General features: G+C 46.4%; 20 protein-coding genes. 10 read left to right on the forward strand and 10 right to left on the reverse strand.

Annotated elements, in window-relative coordinates:
* Positions 1 to 7: 7 nt before the first annotated feature.
* The 4 genes from AB1S55_RS03730 to AB1S55_RS03745 all read right to left on the reverse strand — a co-directional run bounded on the left by AB1S55_RS03730 (position 8) and on the right by AB1S55_RS03745 (position 3,626).
* On the reverse strand, positions 8 to 772 hold the full coding sequence (locus AB1S55_RS03730) for a uroporphyrinogen-III synthase (RefSeq protein ID WP_370980449.1): 765 nt from the start codon (positions 770 to 772) through the stop codon (positions 8 to 10).
* 4 nt (positions 773 to 776) lie between these two features.
* Entirely contained in the window at positions 777 to 1,724 is a 948-nt protein-coding gene (gene hemC / locus AB1S55_RS03735) for a hydroxymethylbilane synthase (protein WP_370980450.1), read from the reverse strand.
* A 95-nt stretch (positions 1,725 to 1,819) separates the two neighbouring features.
* Entirely contained in the window at positions 1,820 to 2,548 is a 729-nt protein-coding gene (locus AB1S55_RS03740) for a LytR/AlgR family response regulator transcription factor (protein ID WP_370980451.1), read from the reverse strand.
* Between the two features lie 4 nt (positions 2,549 to 2,552).
* Complete coding sequence (locus AB1S55_RS03745) at positions 2,553 to 3,626, reverse strand: sensor histidine kinase (RefSeq protein WP_370980452.1); 1,074 nt, start codon at positions 3,624 to 3,626, stop codon at positions 2,553 to 2,555.
* Between the two features lie 82 nt (positions 3,627 to 3,708).
* Here AB1S55_RS03745 and argH point away from each other — a divergent pair, with 82 nt between their 5' ends.
* Entirely contained in the window at positions 3,709 to 5,106 is a 1,398-nt protein-coding gene (gene argH / locus AB1S55_RS03750) for an argininosuccinate lyase (protein ID WP_370980453.1), read from the forward strand.
* A gap of 34 nt (positions 5,107 to 5,140) precedes the next feature.
* Here argH and AB1S55_RS03755 read toward each other — a convergent pair whose 3' ends face one another.
* Entirely contained in the window at positions 5,141 to 5,905 is a 765-nt protein-coding gene (locus tag AB1S55_RS03755; protein ID WP_370980454.1) for an exodeoxyribonuclease III, read from the reverse strand.
* A gap of 247 nt (positions 5,906 to 6,152) precedes the next feature.
* Between AB1S55_RS03755 and pyrE the strand changes: the two genes are divergently transcribed.
* Both pyrE and AB1S55_RS03765 read left to right on the forward strand, forming a co-directional pair.
* On the forward strand, positions 6,153 to 6,797 hold the full coding sequence (gene pyrE / locus AB1S55_RS03760; protein ID WP_370980455.1) for an orotate phosphoribosyltransferase: 645 nt from the start codon (positions 6,153 to 6,155) through the stop codon (positions 6,795 to 6,797).
* Positions 6,798 to 6,918: 121 nt separating this feature from the next.
* Positions 6,919 to 7,449 carry a hypothetical protein gene (locus AB1S55_RS03765; protein WP_370980456.1) on the forward strand — a complete coding sequence of 177 codons (531 nt, stop codon included), beginning with the start codon at positions 6,919 to 6,921 and terminating at the stop codon, positions 7,447 to 7,449.
* Positions 7,450 to 7,494: 45 nt separating this feature from the next.
* Here AB1S55_RS03765 and slmA read toward each other — a convergent pair whose 3' ends face one another.
* From slmA to coaBC, 4 genes are read right to left on the reverse strand one after another with little or no spacing between them, the layout of a single operon-like run.
* Positions 7,495 to 8,088, reverse strand: coding sequence for a nucleoid occlusion factor SlmA (gene slmA, locus AB1S55_RS03770; protein WP_370980457.1), 594 nt, complete (start codon positions 8,086 to 8,088; stop codon positions 7,495 to 7,497).
* A gap of 22 nt (positions 8,089 to 8,110) precedes the next feature.
* The gene (gene argB / locus AB1S55_RS03775; RefSeq protein WP_370980458.1) at positions 8,111 to 9,004 is read right to left on the reverse strand and encodes an acetylglutamate kinase; all 894 of its coding nucleotides are present in this window, start codon (positions 9,002 to 9,004) and stop codon (positions 8,111 to 8,113) included.
* On the reverse strand, positions 9,004 to 11,574 hold the full coding sequence (locus tag AB1S55_RS03780) for a phosphomannomutase/phosphoglucomutase (RefSeq protein WP_370980459.1): 2,571 nt from the start codon (positions 11,572 to 11,574) through the stop codon (positions 9,004 to 9,006). Before AB1S55_RS03780 ends, argB begins: the two co-directional genes overlap by 1 nt.
* A gap of 9 nt (positions 11,575 to 11,583) precedes the next feature.
* Positions 11,584 to 12,777: a bifunctional phosphopantothenoylcysteine decarboxylase/phosphopantothenate--cysteine ligase CoaBC gene (gene coaBC / locus AB1S55_RS03785; RefSeq protein ID WP_370980460.1), complete on the reverse strand. Its 1,194-nt coding sequence runs from the start codon at positions 12,775 to 12,777 to the stop codon at positions 11,584 to 11,586.
* A gap of 130 nt (positions 12,778 to 12,907) precedes the next feature.
* On the opposite strand from coaBC, the gene radC reads away from it, so the two are divergent.
* The 4 genes from radC to mutM all read left to right on the forward strand — a co-directional run bounded on the left by radC (position 12,908) and on the right by mutM (position 15,267).
* A complete protein-coding gene (gene radC, locus AB1S55_RS03790) occupies positions 12,908 to 13,582 on the forward strand; it encodes a DNA repair protein RadC (RefSeq protein ID WP_370980461.1) in 675 nt (224 codons plus the stop codon).
* A 189-nt stretch (positions 13,583 to 13,771) separates the two neighbouring features.
* The gene (gene rpmB, locus AB1S55_RS03795) at positions 13,772 to 14,008 is read left to right on the forward strand and encodes a 50S ribosomal protein L28 (protein ID WP_370980462.1); all 237 of its coding nucleotides are present in this window, start codon (positions 13,772 to 13,774) and stop codon (positions 14,006 to 14,008) included.
* Positions 14,009 to 14,020: 12 nt separating this feature from the next.
* A complete protein-coding gene (gene rpmG / locus AB1S55_RS03800) occupies positions 14,021 to 14,176 on the forward strand; it encodes a 50S ribosomal protein L33 (protein WP_096086719.1) in 156 nt (51 codons plus the stop codon).
* Between the two features lie 278 nt (positions 14,177 to 14,454).
* Complete coding sequence (mutM, locus tag AB1S55_RS03805; protein WP_370980463.1) at positions 14,455 to 15,267, forward strand: bifunctional DNA-formamidopyrimidine glycosylase/DNA-(apurinic or apyrimidinic site) lyase; 813 nt, start codon at positions 14,455 to 14,457, stop codon at positions 15,265 to 15,267.
* Positions 15,268 to 15,639: 372 nt separating this feature from the next.
* Here the strand turns inward: mutM and rph are convergent, their stop codons facing one another.
* Complete coding sequence (gene rph / locus AB1S55_RS03810) at positions 15,640 to 16,359, reverse strand: ribonuclease PH (RefSeq protein ID WP_370980464.1); 720 nt, start codon at positions 16,357 to 16,359, stop codon at positions 15,640 to 15,642.
* 117 nt (positions 16,360 to 16,476) lie between these two features.
* Here rph and AB1S55_RS03815 point away from each other — a divergent pair, with 117 nt between their 5' ends.
* Genes AB1S55_RS03815 through AB1S55_RS03825 form a run of 3 tightly spaced genes read left to right on the forward strand, consistent with a single transcriptional unit; the run spans position 16,477 to position 19,123 of the window.
* Positions 16,477 to 17,343, forward strand: a complete 867-nt coding sequence (locus AB1S55_RS03815; protein WP_370980465.1) for a YicC/YloC family endoribonuclease — start codon at positions 16,477 to 16,479, stop codon at positions 17,341 to 17,343.
* A gap of 35 nt (positions 17,344 to 17,378) precedes the next feature.
* Positions 17,379 to 17,891: a DUF6795 domain-containing protein gene (locus AB1S55_RS03820; protein ID WP_370980466.1), complete on the forward strand. Its 513-nt coding sequence runs from the start codon at positions 17,379 to 17,381 to the stop codon at positions 17,889 to 17,891.
* Positions 17,892 to 17,914: 23 nt separating this feature from the next.
* Positions 17,915 to 19,123, forward strand: coding sequence for a lipase family protein (locus AB1S55_RS03825; protein ID WP_370980467.1), 1,209 nt, complete (start codon positions 17,915 to 17,917; stop codon positions 19,121 to 19,123).
* The last annotated feature ends 120 nt before the right edge of the window (positions 19,124 to 19,243 follow it).

The following is a 19,243-nucleotide window of genomic DNA, read 5'->3' on the forward strand; positions in this document are numbered from 1 at the left end:
AACTCATTTAATTACTGGTCGCTTTTTGAATAGCGTCTAACATCGACGCTTCACTCGCATTTTCTGCAACACTTATTTGTGTAAAACCTAAAGTGAGAGCCTGCTGCTTGACTCTCTCACTGGGCACGAGCACATGTATATCACGACATGTTTCTAACTCGCTGAAGTTGTTTAGAGCTTCGCCACTAAATACTGGCAATATATCGTCTTTTGTCGGCTGGTACTCACTCAGTTGTTGCTTGAGTTCTTGCGGCACCGCTCGCTCATATAGTTCACAATAATCTACTTGTGCTCCGCGCTCTTCAAGTACTTGCGCCAACAGAGGTCGGCCACCGCGACCACGGCATATCAGTATTTTTTTATGCTCAACCGCTTGTAGCTCGGCTAAAGCCAATAGGCCTTCGGAGTTCATTTCTGAATGACATAAGACTTCAGCGGCCACACCATAGTTCATTAGCTGTTGTTTTAAACTGCGTTCAGTCGCAGCACCAACGGCCAAATAACGCTGTCGCACTGGCAGCTCTGGCCACCATAAATCAACAACATCAAACATCGCTTTAACCGCGTTCATGCTAACAAAGATCAGATACTCGTAATGATCTAAGTCGGCCATCGCCGCACGAATGCTTGGTTCTTGCTGCAAGCTTAAGGGCTCGATACTTAATAAAGGAACACGGCACACCTTGTAACCTAAATCACTTAAGCCTTGTGCCCAGCTTTTATTATGCGCTGCAGGGCGTGTCGCCAATATGCGTGTGACCGCGCCCTTCACAGAGTTACTCACCGGCTTGTGAATACACGGCGCTAAGAATGCGCCCCGCGCCTTGTTCCAATAGTGACTCGGCCAACTTAATGCCTAAGGCTTCGGCCTCAGCACGAGGAGCCGTAGCTTCTGCACGAATAATTTCTGCGCCATTTGGCTCTGCTACTAATGCTCGCATACTGAGCTGGCCATCAGCTAATTCGGCATAACAACCGATGGGCACCTGACAACCCCCTTCTAAACGGCGGTTTAATGCGCGCTCGGCTATCACTCGATCTGCCGTATCGGCGTGATGCAAAGGCGCAAGCAGCTCTGCCGTTGCGCTATCGCCACTACGTAATTCAATTCCAACCGCACCTTGACCACCAGCAGGCAGGCACATTTCAGCACTTAAATAACTGGCAATTCGATCTGCAAACTGCAAACGCTTTAAACCTGCTGCGGCAAGAATAATAGCCTCGTATTCACCGGCATCGAGTTTTGCTAAACGGGTATTTACGTTTCCGCGCAAAAACGTAATTTCTAGATCTGGTCGTAAAGCAAGTAATTGCGCCTGGCGACGCAGACTTGAAGTCCCCACTACTGCGCCTGCTGGCAAGTCGGCCAATTCTTGGTAACGATTACTGACAAAGGCATCACGCGGATCTTCACGCTCACATATAGGCCCTAAACAAAGCCCCTCTGGAAACTCCATTGGTACATCTTTCATAGAGTGCACAGCAATATCAGCTTCGCCAGCTAGCATGGCGCTTTCGAGCTCTTTTACAAATAGGCCTTTTCCACCCACCTTGGCCAAGGGCACATCAAGAATTTTGTCGCCCTTGGATGTCATTGGCACCAATACAACCTTAAGGCTTGGATGAAATCGCTCTAATTCAGCTTTTACAAATTCGGCCTGCCATAGGGCTAAGGCGCTTTTGCGTGTAGCGATACGTAATTCTTTTATAGGGGCTATTGCCATAGGAAGTCTGCCAATTCGATTAGGTAATGCTCAACAGCGGTTGCAGCCGCTTTTAAAAAGCAATCATAACAAAGCAGGCTAGGCGGGAGTAAGGCTTATAAACGCTCAAGCAAGGTACGCACAGTAGATAAATGGCGTCGGCTCACTTGCGGCTTGTAATCACTCTCTTGTAGACGCAATACTTGTTGGCCACTATTTTCTCTCTGTAGGCCTTCAATCTTATTGATAGCGACCAGTGCATTGCGATGCACCCGAATAAAGTCTGGGCTAAATTCTTGCTCCAATTCTTTTAAGGTTTCATCGATGAGCGTTTCGCCACCGCCGTGAATAACCGTGACGTATTTTTGGTCGGCCACAAAACAGCGTACAGACTCAATTGGAATGAGCTCGACCCCTTTGCGTGTTTTAGCAGATATGTGACGCCGTCCAGCTTGTTCAGCATTGCCGGAGCTGGCCGTTTGAGGACGAGTAAGACGACGGCTTTTTGCAATTACCTGCTCAAGCTGATTTTTTTGTACGGGTTTAACGATATACCCTTGAGCTAGGGTATTAAAAGCTTCTAGTGCGTATTCATCATAGGCCGTGCAAAAGACCACGGCTGGCGGCTCTTGGTATTCTGCCAATTTGGCGGCCACTTCCATGCCATCCATACCCGGCATACGCACATCGAGAAAGATCAAATCGGGCTCTAGTTCATCAATAGATGCCAGTGCTTGTTCACCATTTTCAGCTTCACCGACCAGTTCACAGCCCTCAATTTCACTAACTAAACGCTGTAAGCGTAATCTAGCTAGTTCTTCATCATCCACTATGACTATACGCATATGTTTACTCAACACCTTGTTTATCTGCAGGATAACGAACTAAAACAGTAAAATCCGTCTGCCCTTTCACAACTCTTAAGTAGGCTTTGTCACCATAAAAAGCGGCCAAACGGCTGCGAATATTTGCCAAGGCTATGCCATTACCACGATCTTGATCTAACTTACTGCGCTGGTATTCAGGCAAGACTGGGTTAGTGATTTTTAAAATAATATAACCATCTTTTTCGTTAATATCGATGTCGACTTCCCCCCCGCTAGGCAAGGGCTGAATACCGTGATAGATCGCATTTTCTATTAAAGGCTGAATAAGAAGGTTCAGTATTTGGGCACCCTTTGGTAGATCTCCTATGTGCCAGTTTAGCTGCAAGCGACGCCCCAAGCGCACTTTTTCAATGTTACAAAAGCTGCGACTCAGCACCAATTCATCCTGCATATCCGTTAACTTAGGCAACTTTAAGCTAGCTCTAAACAACTGCGCTAAATCGACCACGAGCTTTTCGGCCTCTTCGGGGCGTATGGCAATTAAGCTAGCAATACTGTTTAAACTATTAAAAAGGAAGTGCGGCCGAATACGAGACTGCAGAGCTTGAATACGCGCCTCTTGTTCAGCTTGCTGCTGCTGTTTAAGCCGTTGCTGCAAATAGAGATAGCGTAACAACACACCAGCAAAGATAGCAGCGATACCCATATTGCCAAGCACAGCATAAAGATCGATTGGGTCTTGTAACAAAACAGCAAGGCCTGCCATGGTAAATAAACAGGTATAGACAAGTACTAAAACAAAGCTGATCCCCAGCGCCTTTGCGGCACCCAAGGCATTTAATCTGTTGCGTAACATACACAGGGTTGCTGCCGTTGTTAGCAAGATCCACTGAATCAAAAAGCTCTGCAACGCAAAGTTCATCCAACTGAAGCCGCGCAAGCCAGAATCGTCCAAGGCCAGCGCTAAGGCTAGCAACTCGCCAACAAGTATCAGGCTTAATACCGAACCAGGCTGACACAGGTTTGGCAAAAACTCGTCAGGTAGGTGCTGAAACTCGTATTTTTCTGTGTGCTTCGTTGCGCTTTGTTCTGCCACACCGCTTCCTTCTTGTATAATGCTGCCAACTTTGTCGGGTGGCCTAGACTACCCGCGTCCGTCAATTTGTGTAGACCTAACTATGAGCGAAGAAACTAACTCTGTAAAACCTTGGGGTGGCCGCTTTACCGAAGCCACTGATTCTTTTGTCGAGCGCTTTACAGCATCGGTACAATTCGATCAGCGCATGTACTTCCAGGATATCCAAGGTTCCATTGCCCACGCCACCATGCTTGCCGAGGTTGGCGTACTGAGTGATGATGAAAAGCAGCAGATTATTGAAGGCTTAAACGCCATTCGCGACGATATCGAAGCGGGTAAATTCGAGTGGAGCATTACTCTCGAAGACGTGCATATGAATATCGAAGCTGAGCTCACTAAACGCATTGGCATTACAGGTAAAAAACTACATACCGGTCGCTCGCGCAATGACCAAGTAGCCACCGACATTCGCCTCTATTTGCGCGACGAAATTGATCGTATTGCTGTTGAGCTCACCCGCTTGCAGTTAGGTCTGGTTAACCAAGCCATGGTCCACAACGATGTCATCATGCCAGGTTTTACCCACCTACAAACAGCCCAGCCGGTAACTTTTGGTCATCACTTATTGGCATGGAATGAAATGCTTGAGCGCGATTACAGCCGCTTGATGGACTGTCGCAAACGCATGAACCAAAGCCCTTTAGGCGCCGCGGCCCTAGCCGGCACAACCTACCCTATTGAGCGTGAAACCACAGCGACCTTGTTAGGTTTCGACCATCCAACTCGCAACTCTCTAGATAGCGTCAGCGACAGAGACTTTGCCATTGAGTTCTGCGCCTTTGCCTCTGTGTTACTGACTCACTTAAGCCGCGCTTCAGAAGAGCTAATCCTATGGACTTCCGCCCAGTTTAACTTTATCGATTTACCTGACCGCTTTTGTACCGGTTCATCGATCATGCCGCAGAAAAAGAACCCAGATGTACCTGAATTGGTTCGCGGCAAGACCGGCCGTGTTAATGGCCACTTGATCAGTCTATTAACGCTGATGAAAAGCCAGCCTTTGGCTTACAACAAAGACAACCAAGAAGACAAAGAGCCTTTATTTGACTGTATCGATACCGTTAAAGACTGTTTGCGTGCTTTTGCTGACATGATCCCAGCTATTGAGCCTAAGAAAGAAGTTATGTTTGAGGCGGCTAAGCGTGGTTTTAGCACCGCGACAGATTTGGCTGACTACCTCGTTGTCAAAGGCATTCCTTTCCGCGACTCACATGAAGTAGTTGGTAAGAGCGTTGCTTATGGCATTGAACAAGATAAAGACTTAAGCGAGATGAGCTTAGAAGAGCTGCAGCAGTTCAGTGATGTCATCAGTGAAGACGTCTTTGATGTTCTTACTCTTGAAGGTTCTGTCGCAGCTCGTGACCATGTAGGCGGCACAGCGCCTAAACAGGTTCAACTTGCGGCTGCAGATGCACTAGAGCGCCTAAAAACACGCTAAGTAGAACCCGCTAAGCAGGAAGTAATCTTCCTGCTTAGACTAAGTCTTCAATATCGTAATCAACGATAAGTGGTAAATGAGATGAAAAACGCTTTGTCTTATAAAAAGCCGCATTCTCAACGGATCGCGCCAACTTTTGGCTCACTACCTGATAATCAATCCGCATGCCCTTGCCCGGTTCAGGTATCCAACTGTACTCGCCTGAGTCAGGGACAACCTGACGAAAAGCATCGCTATAGCCTAATTGCTTAAATAGCTGATTCATCCACTGTTGCTCGTGACCTAAGAAACCAGGGCGACCGACATTATCCTGCCAATTTTCAACATCTTTCTTGGTTTGAGCCATAGCCCAGTTACCACAAAGGATAAAATGCCTACGCTTGCGTGTCACTTTATGCAGAAGCACTTGGTAGTCGTCAAAGAATTGAACTTTAACATCCATAGACTCCATTTCATTAAACGCTGCTGGAGCGAGTAAGGAGCCAATGGAGTAGTTCTCGTAATCGATTTGCAAATAGCGGCCTTCCATATCGACGCCACTAGAAAACCCCAGCCCATAGATAAGGGCTTTAGGTTGATGACGAGTATAAATCGCCACACCGTTGTAATGCTTTACACCGGAGTCGAAAAAATATGCAAAATAGCCATCCGGATGGAAGATATCGTGGTCGAGCTCGGGCTCCAGAGCCCTTAAGTCCTGAAGACAGATCACATCCGCATCTTGAGTAGCCAGCCAGTCATAAAGACCCCGCTGGGCAGCCTGATGAATGCCGTCCACACTCAGACTGATGATTCGCATAAGTACCCCTTGTTTTACAAGCGCGACATCATATCGTTTATTGATTATTTTCGCACTTTGTTATGCATTAATTTTGCCACTTTTGTACCAGCAAAATTAATTTCTCTTCACTTAGGCCTTATTTAGTGAAAACTAAGCTGCAAAAGCTAAGCTTTAAAGGGGCAATGAGCCATCGCCCTTCCCTTTAGTAAAGCTTATAATCGCCGCCCACGCACATAGACAGCATATATCGGAATTTGTTTACAGCATGAAAGCTTATCAAAAAGAGTTTATTGAACTCGCACTAGAAGCAGAAGTATTAAAATTTGGGCAATTCACCTTAAAGTCAGGACGTACTAGCCCCTACTTCTTTAATGCAGGCCAATTTCAAACAGGCGCAGCACTTGCCAAGCTTGGTCGCTTTTATGCTCAGGCACTTGTCGATTCCGCTGCAGAATTCGACTTGATTTTTGGCCCGGCTTACAAAGGCATCCCACTCGTCAGTACCACGGCTGTTGCATTCGCCGACCAACATGGACGCAACCTACCCTTTGCCTATAATCGTAAAGAGGCTAAAGCACATGGAGAAGGCGGTACTTTAGTTGGTGCCCCAGTTCAGGGCAAAGTAGCAATCATTGACGATGTTATTACTGCAGGCACTGCTATTCGTGAAGTGCTCGACATCCTTAAAAACTGCGGCGCACAACCGGCAGCGATTGTTGTAGGCTTAGACCGGCAAGAAAAAGGGCAAGGTGAACTAAGTGCCATTCAGGAACTCCAAGAGGATACAGGTGTACCTGTCGTCAGCATTATTAAACTTAACGACATTATTAGCTATTTAGAAGCAAAGGGTGACAAGGAATTACTCGAAGCAATCAAGCTATACCGAGAACAGTATGGGATTTCCGGCTAAATATAGAACATTAGCTTTTTTACTATCATTGACAGTGCTATCTACAACAGCACTGAGCAGCTTTGCAGCTGAAAAAAATACCTTTGTGCTCTATCGCTATACAAATGCAAATGGCGTAACTGTGATCAATAGCAGTATTCCTGCGGAATACGCTCAGCAAGGCTATGAAGTCATTAGTAAGGCCGGTGAAGTATTGGAAGTTATTCCACGCGCACCGAGCAAAAGCGAGATCGCTGCCGCAGATGCTCAGCGCAAGACCCTAGAGACCTTTAAACAATTACAGCGCCGTTATAGTGATGTTAGTGATATAGAAAGAGCCAAGCAAAGGCGTCTCGATAATATCGATACCAACATTAAAATCCTAAGCGGTACTATTAGTAATTTAGAGTCAAACAACGATGACCTTGTTCGCAATGCCGCCGAATTTGAACGCAAAGGTCGCTCAGTTCCTCATACAATTCTTAGACAAATTGAAGACGGCAAAAAGGAACTTTCCGTCAGTAAAGACATTCTTGAATATCGTTATTTAGAATACAAAGAAACAGAAAAGAAGTTTGATAGTGATATACAAGCTTATATTGAAGGATCTAAGCTTGAGAAAAAACTAGAACAAGAGCAAGCCGAGCTAGAGCGGCTTGCAAAACAACGCTAGTCAGTCAAAGGCAAGGCCGCGGTGTACAGCCTTACGCTCTATGATCTAAGCCTCAATCAAGCCCGCCGTTAAATAGGGCCATGCATGTGGCCACTGCTCCGTTGGCGAACGCTTAAATTCACTTCGCACAAACTGAGCAATACGACCTTCTGCAGCACTTAGTAATAAGGCTACGGTTGCATTCACGCTCATACCAAACTTCAAACCATCACGCAGCTCGGCGTCTCGTAATACTTGCCTAAGCTCTGTTTCAAGCCTATCGAATAACTGGCTAATACGCTTGCGTAAACGCTCTGTTTCACCCGTTAAGGCATCACCCGTTAACAAGCGAGTAATACCTGGGTTTCTTTCGCAGAAAGCCAATAGTAAGTATAAGATCTTTTCGCAGCGATCTAGGGCTTTCGCTTCATTGCTAATAATTAAGTTAATCTGAGAGAACAGCGTTTGCTCAATAAACTCAATTAAGCCTTCATACATTTTAGACTTGCTAGGAAAGTGGCGATAAAGAGCAGCTTCAGACACCCCCACCTGCTTAGCTAAAGCCGCCGTAGTAATACGGGCCCCTGGGCTCTCCTCAAGCATAATCGCCAGGGACTCCAATATTTGCTGCCGCCTATTTTTCTTTTGTTCTGTACTCATTTTAAATCCTTAAGCTCGCCTATTAACGGCGCTTAATTAAGGTGCCGACACCAGTATCTGTAAATATTTCTAGTAAGACCGCATGAGGAACTCGGCCATCAACTATATGTGCGCTTGCAACACCGGACTTAACAGCATCTAAAGCACAGCTAATTTTAGGCAACATACCACCGTATATCGTGCCATCTTCAATTAATTCATCAACGCGCTGGGTGCTTAAGCCCGTTAATACATTACCTTCTTTATCTTGCAAGCCAGCAACATTGGTTAACAACATTAACTTTTCAGCTTGCAGTACTTCAGCAACCTTTCCAGCAACTAAGTCTGCATTAATATTATACGATGCGCCATCTTCACCAACCCCAATCGGAGCAATAACTGGAATAAAGTTACTCTGTACAAGTAGGTCAATAACCGAGCGATTAATGGTTCGCACCTCACCAACATGACCAATATCGACAATTTCTGTCGCTTTCATTTCTGGGGAGCTAGGGCGGAACTGCAATTTTTTAGCTTGAATTAAATTGCCATCTTTACCCGTTAAACCAATTGCCTGACCACCATTACTGTTAATCAAGCTGACTATTTGCTTATTAACCGATGCGCCTAATACCATCTCTACCACATCCATGGTTTCGCTGTCGGTTACACGCATGCCGTCAATAAATTCGGATTTGATATCTAGTTTTTTTAACAAGCTACCAATCTGGGGGCCACCACCATGAACAACAATAGGGTTCATGCCGACGGTTTTCATTAAAACAATATCGCGCGCAAAGCTATTTTGCAGCTCTTCATCTGTCATCGCATTGCCACCAAACTTCACGACAACGGTTTTACCAATGAATTTTTGAATATAAGGCAGGGCTTCGGTCAGTACTTCAGCTACCTGAGTGGCATCTTCTGCTATTTGCATTATTGGTTCCAATCTACTTCTATGTTTTTATCAATTTTTCTCAACTCACCAACAAGCAAGGCCTTAAGTTGGTGTAGCTGTTTTTCATTATCTGCTTCAAATCTCATGGTTAACTCAGGGCCAGTATTAGAGGCTCGCACTAAAGCCCAACCATGCTCAAACTCAACTCTTAAACCATCGATTGTTGTGACCCTGCCATCAGCAAAATCACCTTCTTTTTGTAGCTGTTCTATAAATTTAAACTTGCGCTCCTCTTCCATAGGAATTCGAAGCTCTGGGGTTGAGAGTGATTTAGGCACACTAGCAAAGGCCTCATCAACATCTTCGCCTTGCAAGCTCAGTAACTCTAACAGCCGCGCTGCGGCATACATACCGTCATCAAAACCAAACCATCTATCTTTAATAAAAATATGGCCGCTGTATTCAGCACCTACAACAGCGCTTGTTTCGAGCATTTTTTGCTTCATAAAGCTGTGCCCAGTTTTCCACATGATTGGTCGGCCACCAGCTTGTGCTATTTCAGCATTAAGGTGGCGACTACTTTTCACATCAAATACAACATCTTCACCTGGGCTTCGAGATAAAATATCACGCGCAAATAAAATCAATAAGCGATCGGCCCATATAATTTCTCCCTGAGGACTGACGATCGTCAGGCGATCACCATCACCATCAAGAGCCACACCAATATCGGCCTTGCTGTCTTTAACTTCTTTAACTAGGTCTTGCAGGTTTTTTTCTACCGAAGGATCTGGATCATGGTTGGGGAAGTTACCATCTAAATCACAATAAAGCGGTATGACTCGGCAACCGAGCTCTTCAAATAACTGCGGTGCGACTTTACCCGCAACACCATTACCAGCATCGATCACAACGGTCATTTCACCTGCTAAAGCAACATCGGAGAAAATGGTATCGATATACGTCGAAACGATGTCGTGATGATTTTCTTGGCCCTGCCCCTGTAGAAACGACGCGTCGAGCATACGGTGACGCAAGGCCTGAATGTCGTCTCCAGATCGAGGCACCCCATTAAGAACCACTTTAAAGCCGTTATAGGCTGCTGAGTTATGGCTAGCCGTTACCATCACTCCACAATTAAATTCATCCATTGTGGCTAAAGCAAAATAAAGTAAAGGGGTTGGAACTGTACCTATATTAAGCACATGACAGCCTGTACTTAATATACCGCGCACTAACCACTCTGTTATTTGCGGGCTAGTTAAACGCGCATCGCGAGCCACTAAAATTGTATTTTCGCGTAGATCGAGTACCTCACTACCTAGAGCTTGGCCCAAGGCGGTAACAAATTCTTTTGTTAGCTGAGTCTCTGCGACACCGCGAATATCATAAGCACGAAAGACTTCAGCTGGGAACTTAGCCTGTTGCTCATCATCAAGCTCAAAAACATCGTCATCTAAGCTCAGCTCTACCTCTTCTGTTTGAGTATGCTTAGCCGTCGCAACGGGTTCTTCTTCATCCCCCATATCCAATAGCGCTTCATCGGCTTCTGTTACCTGTACATCCAATATATTTGCCGTTTGATACATTGGGTCAATGTAATTTGAACTAGTACTAGCGCTGGCCCCATGCATTCGCTGAGACATTCTTTTTCTATTTATGCTTAGTTCGACTTGCCGGCCAAGCACAAAACCAATAAGCGAGAAGAAGATAATGGATAGCAAAGAGGCGCCAATAACGGCCAGTAAGATAAAGCTATAGGAAACATGCGTATTTTGAATATGGCTAGAATGGCTAGCAAACTCAAGCTCCCAATGAGTGCCATCAATAACGGCCTTATGCGTGAGATCAATATCACTTATACCGTAGCTATTTACCTCTACACGCGAGCCAGGACCAAAATTTTGTACAAGTGTGAACTTACCCTGCTGCCCTAACTCACCCTGCAGCAAAGCCGGCAAAGTTTCAATTTTGACACTAGCCCAAACAATGCCATCGACGTATTGCTCATAATGCTGCTCTCCAGCAACAAGCTGCTTGACCTCGGTGATAACCGGCACAATAAAGTGCAGCAGCCATTCATTATTTACACGCACAGCTTCTGGTGCGGGAGTCACTCCCGACTCCGCCTGACGAATCATAGCCAATTCTGAGTAGCGAATCGGTGGTTGATGCTCATCATTAATAGCCGCTTCACCAACTTGTAAAAAGTTGGAATAACGTAAATCCGGTATCTGTTTTTGCAACAAGCTCTTCGCGGAGTTTAAGCCGTGCTCATCTTGTTCTTGTAGTGCTCTACGCACCAGTGATTGGGAGGCAACAAATTCGACTTTTTTCTGTAGCGAACTGAAATAGTCTTCCAAGCTACTTACCGCAAGCTCAGCCTGAACTTTCGCTAGCTCTTGCATTTGGCGCTGCTGCTCTTGCACAACTTGAGACTGGTAGATAAACCACGCCACCAATACCGCCACAACTAGACCTGTAAGCAAACCTATAATAAGGCCAAGTATACGAATACGAATCCCCCTTCGGCTTGGGCGCTCGGGCTCGCTTGATTTCTTAGGCTTTTGATCTTTATCGGACGCGGGAGCTGCTTTCGATAACTTCACGATAATCCCTTAACTTAGTACTGCCGCAATATGCTGGATAATGTCACGAGCTAACAAGCGCTTGTTTCTTCGCCCTAACACCTGCTCACCGGACTCAGCTATCAGCGTCACCGCATTGTCATCGCTATTAAAGCCGATGCTCTGATCCGATACATCATTGGCGATGATCAAATCCAGATTCTTGCGCAGACGCTTTTCGCGAGCATGCTCAACAACATGGTTAGTCTCTGCAGCAAAACCAACCACAAAGGGGCTCTGCTCTAAGCTTGCTACATCGCTGATGATGTCAGGGTTCTTAGTTAGCTCTAAAGTTAAAGTATTGTCGGTTTTTTTGATTTTTTCCTTCGCAGGTGTCGCAATTCGATAATCTGCAACTGCAGCTGCGCCAATAAAAACATCGGCCTTGGCTGCCAGAGCTAAGGCACTCTTATGCATCTGCGCTGCTGTTTCCACTTGCTCCACAGACACACGCTCAGGCCCTGCAAGCTGGCAAGGGCCGGTAATCAAGTACACTTTGGCACCTGCTTCTACTGCCGCTTCAGCTAAGGCATAGCCCATTTTTCCAGAACTGTGATTACTGATATAACGCACAGGATCAATAGGCTCACGAGTCGGCCCTGCGGTAATCACTACAGTTTTACCACTCAGCTCGGCGCATTCAAATAAGGCCTCAGCTTTTACGGCTAGCTCTTCGGGCTCTAGCATTCGACCAGGCCCCACATCACCACAGGCTTGTTCACCAGCCGCAGGCCCACATAGCGCGGCCCCACGCTGCTCTAGCAAGGACACATTCTCTTGGGTTATTTGCGCTGCCCACATCTGCTGATTCATCGCAGGAGCTAAAGCGAGTAAAGCAGGAGATGCTAAACAAAGGGTACTTAACAGGTCACTGCCTTCACCTATAGCCAACTTGCTTATAAAGTCAGCTGTCGCGGGTGCAACTAAGATGAGATCTGCCCAGCGGGCCAGTTCAATATGCCCCATACCACCTTCGGCATCTGGATCCAATAAGCTGTCTCGCACACTGTGCCCGCTTAGAGCTTGTAAGGTCAAAGGTGTAATAAAAGCTTTGGCTGCCGGAGTCATGACAACACGGACATCTGCACCGCGTATTTGCAGTTTACGAATTAACTCTGCGCTCTTGTACGCCGCAATACCGCCACAGACACCAAGCAATATGCGTTTATTGGTCAACGAAGACATAAGAAAATAAGACTGTGCTAGGGTTAAAAAACAGCTCTTAAGATATCATTTTTAACACTCGGTTGTTAGCACTTACTTATCACAAGGGCGATGCAAGGACTCAGATCAAAGCCAACTACAAGGATCGTATATGGCTATATCAGACTGGCCCGCCAGCGAGCGGCCGCGCGAAAAACTCATCAGCCAGGGCGCGACAGCTCTGAGCGACGCCGAATTACTCGCCATCTTTTTACGCACCGGCTGCGCAGGCTTAAGCGCCGTAGAGCTCGCTCGCAGTTTGCTTTTACGTTTTGGCAGCCTGCGCGCCTTATTAGAAAGCTCACGCAACGACTTCTGCTCAGCCAAAGGACTTGGGCTTGCAAAATACAGCCAACTTCAAGCAGTGCTTGAAATGAGCCGACGCCACTTAGCCGAGCACTTACAGCGCGATGACTGCCTCAATTCAAGCGAGGCCGTAAAACGCTTTCTTAGTGCAAAACTACGCCATCAGTGCTCCGAAGTTTTTGCCGTGCTTTTCTTAGACAGCCAGCATCGACTGATCGAATACGAAGAGCTATTTAACGGCACGATTGATGGCGCAGGTGTTTACCCCCGCGAAGTCGTCAAGGCTGCCCTTGCTCATAACTGCGCTGCCGTTATTTTTGCCCACAACCACCCCAGTGGCATCGCCGAACCAAGCCAAAGCGATCAACGGATTACTGAGCGTTTAAGACAGGCTCTCGCCTTAGTTGATATCAACACCCTCGATCACATCATTGTGGGCGAAGGCAGTTGCCTTAGCTTTGCCGAGCGCGGATTATTATAAATATGGCCAATAAACACGAAAAAAATTGCCACGGCCTCAGCTTTCTGGTATAAATCGCGCCTCTTTTTTGACCAACCCCTCGGACTGGTGTCCAGATAGGCCTGTTAAGCGCGTATTGACGGTATTTGGTCACCCAAATGAACTTGATTGAGCCGCCCCTTCCGGGAGGCCTTAGAAATAGAGGCTGATATGTCTAGAGTATGTCAAGTTACCGGTAAACGTCCGGTAACGGGTAACAACGTAAGTCACGCTAAGAACCACACTAAGCGTCGCTTCCTGCCTAACCTACACTCTCACCGTTTTTGGGTGGAGTCTGAGAAGCGTTTTGTTAAACTACGCGTTTCTTCTAAAGGTCTTCGCATTATCGATAAGAAAGGTATCGATATTGTTTTGGCTGAAATGCGCTCTCGCGGCGAAAAAGTTTAAGGAGCATAGATCATGCGCGATAAGATCCGTTTGAATTCAACAGCTGGTACTGGTCACTTCTACACAACTGACAAGAACAAGCGCAACATGCCTGGCAAATTCGAGATCAAAAAATTTGATCCTGTAGTTCGCAAGCACGTTGTTTATAAGGAAGGCAAAATCAAGTAATTGATTTAAGCTTTCGAAAGAACCCGGCTTAGTCCGGGTTTTTTTATGCCTGTGATTTATGCCCCTTTGGCTTATTGTGTTCGATCCGCTATTGGCGGAGAAGACCCTCTTCAGGCACACTCAAGACTCCCTGTCCGGTAAACCCAAGCCCCTCCATGGACTTGGCCCTGCGGGCGCGACTGCGGTTCAAAACATTCCAAATGTTTTGTCACAGGCGCTCGTCCAAATTCTGCGACAATAACCCGGACTGAAATCACCACCCTACAAGTTTCATCACAATGCCTGAATTACCCGAAGTAGAAACCACCAAAGCTGGAGTCGCCCCGTATTGTGAGGGCAAGAAACTCAGCAAGCTGATCGTAAGAAACCCAAACTTACGCTGGCCCGTGCCTGACGATCTCACCTTGAAGATCGAAGGAAAGAAACTGCTCGACCTAAGCCGCCGAGGCAAATACCTGCTGTTCCGATTCAATAACGGCACTGCCCTGCTTCACCTTGGCATGAGCGGCAACTTAAGAGTTATGCCAACCGGGGCCGAATCAGGTAAACACGACCACGTCGACCTCTGCTTTGGCAAACAGTGCCTGCGCCTCAACGACCCGCGCCGCTTTGGCTGCCTGCTTTGGACCGAAGAAGACGTTACACAACACCCCTTAATCCAACACCTCGGCCCTGAGCCGCTCACAGACGCGTTTGACGCCGCCTACCTATACCACAAGAGCCGCAAGCGCAGCCAAGCCCTTAAAAGCTTTTTAATGGACAGCAAAACCGTTGTTGGTGTGGGTAATATTTACGCCAACGAAGCCCTTTTTAAAGCCGGCCTACACCCGCTTAAGCCAGCAGGAAAACTCAGCAAAGCCAAAGCTGAGCTACTCGTAGAACAAATAAAACTGACCTTGGCTGAGGCCATTAAGCAAGGCGGAACAACATTAAAAGACTTTGTTGGCGGGGATGGTAAACCGGGATACTTTGCACAGAAGCTCAAAGTGTATGGACGAGGGGGCGAGCCCTGTGTCGTTTGCAGCAAACCTTTAACGGAGAAGCAGATCTCGGCGAGAGCAACCGTCTACTGCACCCACTGTCAAAAGTAGTAAGAGATGCAGAGTAGTGATGAAAGCGACTAGGGATGGATGCTTCGAGCCAAGCCGGGCTTAAGCTTTCAAGGCACGTCGTAAACCCATCCCTGCTGACTCATCGATAGCATCCCTGCTACCAATGGCCCTGAAAGCTCAAATCCAGCTCAGCAACAAAGTCAGTGCCAATCGAAACCCCATCTCCCCCCCCCCTCTTAGCAGAACGAGCTCCGTCCAGAGCACACGGGTAGTTATCGGAGCACGATAAGGTTGAAGGGCAATCGGGCGTATGGAACGACCGCTTAGCGCATAGGGATATCTAGAGCGTGCCCTGATGCCTTATCTCGCTCCGATAACGGCAAGCCAAAGCACCGAGCAACTCCACTAGAATTATTCAGCCAACGCCGCTTTCTGCAGCTCATTCAGCTCCTGAATACCTTTCTTGGCGAGGGCAAACATTCCGGCAAAATCATCAGCTGAAAAAGGCTCTTGCTCAGCCGTACCCTGAATCTCAATAATGCCGCCGTCATCCGCCATAACAATATTCATATCTGTATCTGCGTCACTATCCTCTGGGTAATCCAGATCTAACACCGGCTCACCTTTGTAAATACCAACAGAAACAGAAGCAATCATGCGCTTTAAAGGATCGCCAGAAATCATCTTCTCGCGCTGCATATAACGAATGGCATCAACCAAAGCCACACTAGCACCAGTAATAGACGCCGTACGTGTGCCGCCATCGGCCTGAATCACGTCACAGTCGATCACAATTTGGTTCTCACCAAGCGCTTCAAGATCTATCGCTGCACGCAAAGAGCGACCAATAAGGCGCTGAATCTCAACGGTGCGACCACCCTGCTTACCGCGAGCGGCTTCACGCCCCATGCGCGACCCAGTTGAACGAGGCAACATGCCGTATTCGGCGGTCACCCACCCTTGGCCTTTACCCTTCAAAAAGCGCGGCACACCCTGCTCAACACTGGCGGTACAAATTACTTTAGTCTGACCAAACTCAACCAATACCGAACCTTCGGCATGGCAAGTAAAGTTGCGGGTAATACGAATATCGCGAAGCTGATCGGCGCTGCGGCCACTAGGTCGAATCATGAACAAGAACTCCTAAAAAAGTGCGGGCATTATGGCACAAGATGCTTGAACAGCGCCTGAATCCAAGAATAAAAAATGCTAAGCTAAGCCCCACGCACACAACAAGAAGAAAATGCCATGCCACGCAGTATGACCGGCTTTGCCCGCCTTGAACAAAGCTACCCTTGGGGCACAATCGCCTGCGAAATTCGAAGCGTGAATCACCGCTACCTCGAACCAATTATGCGCCTGCCTGAAAGCCTAAGAAACATCGAAGGCGACTTGCGCACTACCCTTAAAAAAGAACTAGCACGCGGCAAAGTCGAAGCGATGATGCACGTTAAGTACGAGAACAGCGAACAAAGCGCTCTCGACTTAAATCAAAGCTTGGCCAACAACATTCAACACCTAGCAGAGAAAATTGCTTCACGCCTAGGTGAAGGCAGCCATATCAACCCTATGGACATCCTTCGCTGGCCTGGAGTTATCAAAGCGCAAGAAGTTGATAAAGACGAACTCAGCAAACTCAGCGCCGAACTCTTCTCTCAAACCCTGCAAAAACTTGTAGAGAACCGCGAGCGTGAAGGTGCCGAACTGGGCAAATTGATAGAGCAAAGACTCGATGGCATTGCTGAACACGTTGTTATTGTTGAACAGCGTATGCCAGAAATTTTAGAAGCCAACAAAAATAAACTTGAAGAAAAACTAGCCGCCTTAAAAGTCGATATAGACCAAGACCGCCTCACTCAAGAACTGGTTTTTATTGCCCAAAAAGCCGATGTCGCCGAAGAGCTAGACCGCCTAAAAGCACACATCATCGAAGTTAAGCGCACCATTGAAAGCAACAAACCCATTGGCCGCCGCTTAGATTTCTTAATGCAAGAACTCAACCGCGAAGCCAATACCTTAAGCTCAAAAAGCATGGCCAGTGATATCACCCAAAGCGCGGTGGATTTGAAGGTATTGATTGAGCAGATGCGGGAACAGGTTCAGAATATTGAATAACAATACAAACAACGGCACTTAGAAAGTACCTCGACATGAGCTATATAAAACCCATGTTTCAGTTTGTTTTATTTATTATTTTAGCCTTAGGTTTTGCAGGGATATGCATAGCAATGAGCTCGTTTAATCCATTAAAAAAAGAAGTGGTTTTGATGTCTCCGTTAGAGGGGACATTATTCAATAACGGTCAAATCTTAGCGAATGTAGATATTGAAGTTGTTATTGTTATGCCAGGCGGCGCTGAAAAAACGTTCAAACACAACACCGATGACAAAGGCTACTTCAGCCTGCCAGTTATTAAAGATCAGATGACTCTAGGGCCTATGACTGAGTTTGTCGTCAGCCAATTTATAGATGTTTTTTACAATGGAGAAAAACATACTATTTGGTCTGCAGCCAAACGAGAGCCTGGACTTTATGAGGAAAGAGACCCACCTAAGAAAGCTATTAATATAACCTGTGACATTACTGATAATTCCATAGAATCTAGACAGGGTGCTGGCTTTATTGAAACAAAGTGTAAATGGTCTGAGCTAATAAATTTTTAAACATAATTTACAAGGATGTAAAAATGACAGAATTATCACCAACTAAAGCTTCCGAATTAGCAACAGATATATATGCCATTCAATCGGAACGAACTGCTGAACGATTTTTTAAAAAAGATATTTTTTTAACCAAAACTGGAAATAAACTAAAAGCAGAAGTCGGCTCAAGGCTTATCAATACAAGAGATAGTTTTGGTGCTTGTGTTCATGGAGCAGGCCAGTATAAAGACGATGTATTTTTAATTTTTCGAGGCTCAACTACTGCAAACTATTGTGCTGACTGGGTTAGCAATGCCCGCATAGGTTTAGAAATTGGTGAAACCGGCAACCCCGTACATATCGGCTTCAATCATATTTTTAAAAGTATGTTGCCTCAGATTAAAGAATTCTTTCAATCAAATAGTAATTCTAAACCTCGCACTGTTCACTGCATAGGACACAGCCTTGGCGGTGCCATAGCAACTTTAGCTGCCGATTGGGTTGCCCATTTCCACAAGAGCATAGAGACCAAAGTTTATACCTTTGGCGCCCCTAGACCCGCCACCCACTTATTCGCTAGAAAACACACAAACACCTTATCTAAAAACAATATATATCGTGTCTATCACGAAAGCGATCCGGTACCGATGATACCGGTATTTCCTTTTTGCCACTCGCCTTTCCTTGCCATAGGCCATTTTATTCACACCAAGCCTATGGTTTGGCCTTGGGATCACAAAATGGGGGCCTATATCAAATCCGTAAATGCAAAAGGAAAATCATGGCTAAAACTAGCCCCAAACGGAGTACATGAGCCAACGGAAAAACAAATGCAACAGTGGCTAGAATCTAACATTCAGGTTCAACCTAGCTCAACCAAGGCATGGCAGTGGATTAGCTCCGCATTATTCTATGTACTTAGAAAGATCGTGGGCTTTTCACTCGCTAAACTGCAGGGTCTATTTATTGGAGCCGTCACCCTAGCGGATAATATCGCCGCCATTTTAAAAAAGGGCCTAGATATGGATGATGGAAACAATACCGGAGGGCCAACTGCCGGCGCCACCGTCAGCAGCCACCCTATTAGTTTTTGGATTCGCAGATTGATGGTAAAAATTACCGACATGCTAGGCTGGGGGATACAGGCAAGTGCAAACAGCCTAAGCCAAAGCTTCATGAAACGAGCATTAAAAGAGCTAATAGATTTATCAACTTTAGAAGCCAGTAAAGCCGTTCGAGGCCTTGCGACATAAATGGCTTTCTCCAAACAACAAAGGCGCAGTCTAATTAAACTGAATGTTAAAAGACTGCCGCCTTACTATGTAGGTTAGAAGATCCTCTTTTAGGCCCTCGACTTACATAAAGTAAATCAT

The sequence above is a fragment of the Agaribacterium sp. ZY112 genome (assembly GCF_041346925.1).
GTDB lineage: Bacteria > Pseudomonadota > Gammaproteobacteria > Pseudomonadales > Cellvibrionaceae > Agaribacterium.

Bases quoted from the DNA above. Each gene is read 5' to 3' on its own strand.
- hemC (WP_370980450.1), bottom strand. From the start codon at position 1,724: ATGGCAATAGCCCCTATAAAAGAATTACGTATCGCTACACGCAAAAGC.
- mutM (WP_370980463.1), top strand. From the start codon at position 14,455: ATGCCTGAATTACCCGAAGTAGAAACCACCAAAGCTGGAGTCGCCCCG.
- AB1S55_RS03815 (WP_370980465.1), top strand. From the start codon at position 16,477: ATGCCACGCAGTATGACCGGCTTTGCCCGCCTTGAACAAAGCTACCCT.
- AB1S55_RS03825 (WP_370980467.1), top strand. From the start codon at position 17,915: ATGACAGAATTATCACCAACTAAAGCTTCCGAATTAGCAACAGATATA.
- slmA (WP_370980457.1), bottom strand. From the start codon at position 8,088: ATGAGTACAGAACAAAAGAAAAATAGGCGGCAGCAAATATTGGAGTCC.
- AB1S55_RS03755 (WP_370980454.1), bottom strand. From the start codon at position 5,905: ATGCGAATCATCAGTCTGAGTGTGGACGGCATTCATCAGGCTGCCCAG.
- rpmG (WP_096086719.1), top strand. From the start codon at position 14,021: ATGCGCGATAAGATCCGTTTGAATTCAACAGCTGGTACTGGTCACTTC.
- rph (WP_370980464.1), bottom strand. From the start codon at position 16,359: ATGATTCGACCTAGTGGCCGCAGCGCCGATCAGCTTCGCGATATTCGT.
- rpmB (WP_370980462.1), top strand. From the start codon at position 13,772: ATGTCTAGAGTATGTCAAGTTACCGGTAAACGTCCGGTAACGGGTAAC.
- pyrE (WP_370980455.1), top strand. From the start codon at position 6,153: ATGAAAGCTTATCAAAAAGAGTTTATTGAACTCGCACTAGAAGCAGAA.
- AB1S55_RS03820 (WP_370980466.1), top strand. From the start codon at position 17,379: ATGAGCTATATAAAACCCATGTTTCAGTTTGTTTTATTTATTATTTTA.
- radC (WP_370980461.1), top strand. From the start codon at position 12,908: ATGGCTATATCAGACTGGCCCGCCAGCGAGCGGCCGCGCGAAAAACTC.
- argH (WP_370980453.1), top strand. From the start codon at position 3,709: ATGAGCGAAGAAACTAACTCTGTAAAACCTTGGGGTGGCCGCTTTACC.
- AB1S55_RS03740 (WP_370980451.1), bottom strand. From the start codon at position 2,548: ATGCGTATAGTCATAGTGGATGATGAAGAACTAGCTAGATTACGCTTA.
- argB (WP_370980458.1), bottom strand. From the start codon at position 9,004: ATGCAAATAGCAGAAGATGCCACTCAGGTAGCTGAAGTACTGACCGAA.
- coaBC (WP_370980460.1), bottom strand. From the start codon at position 12,777: ATGTCTTCGTTGACCAATAAACGCATATTGCTTGGTGTCTGTGGCGGT.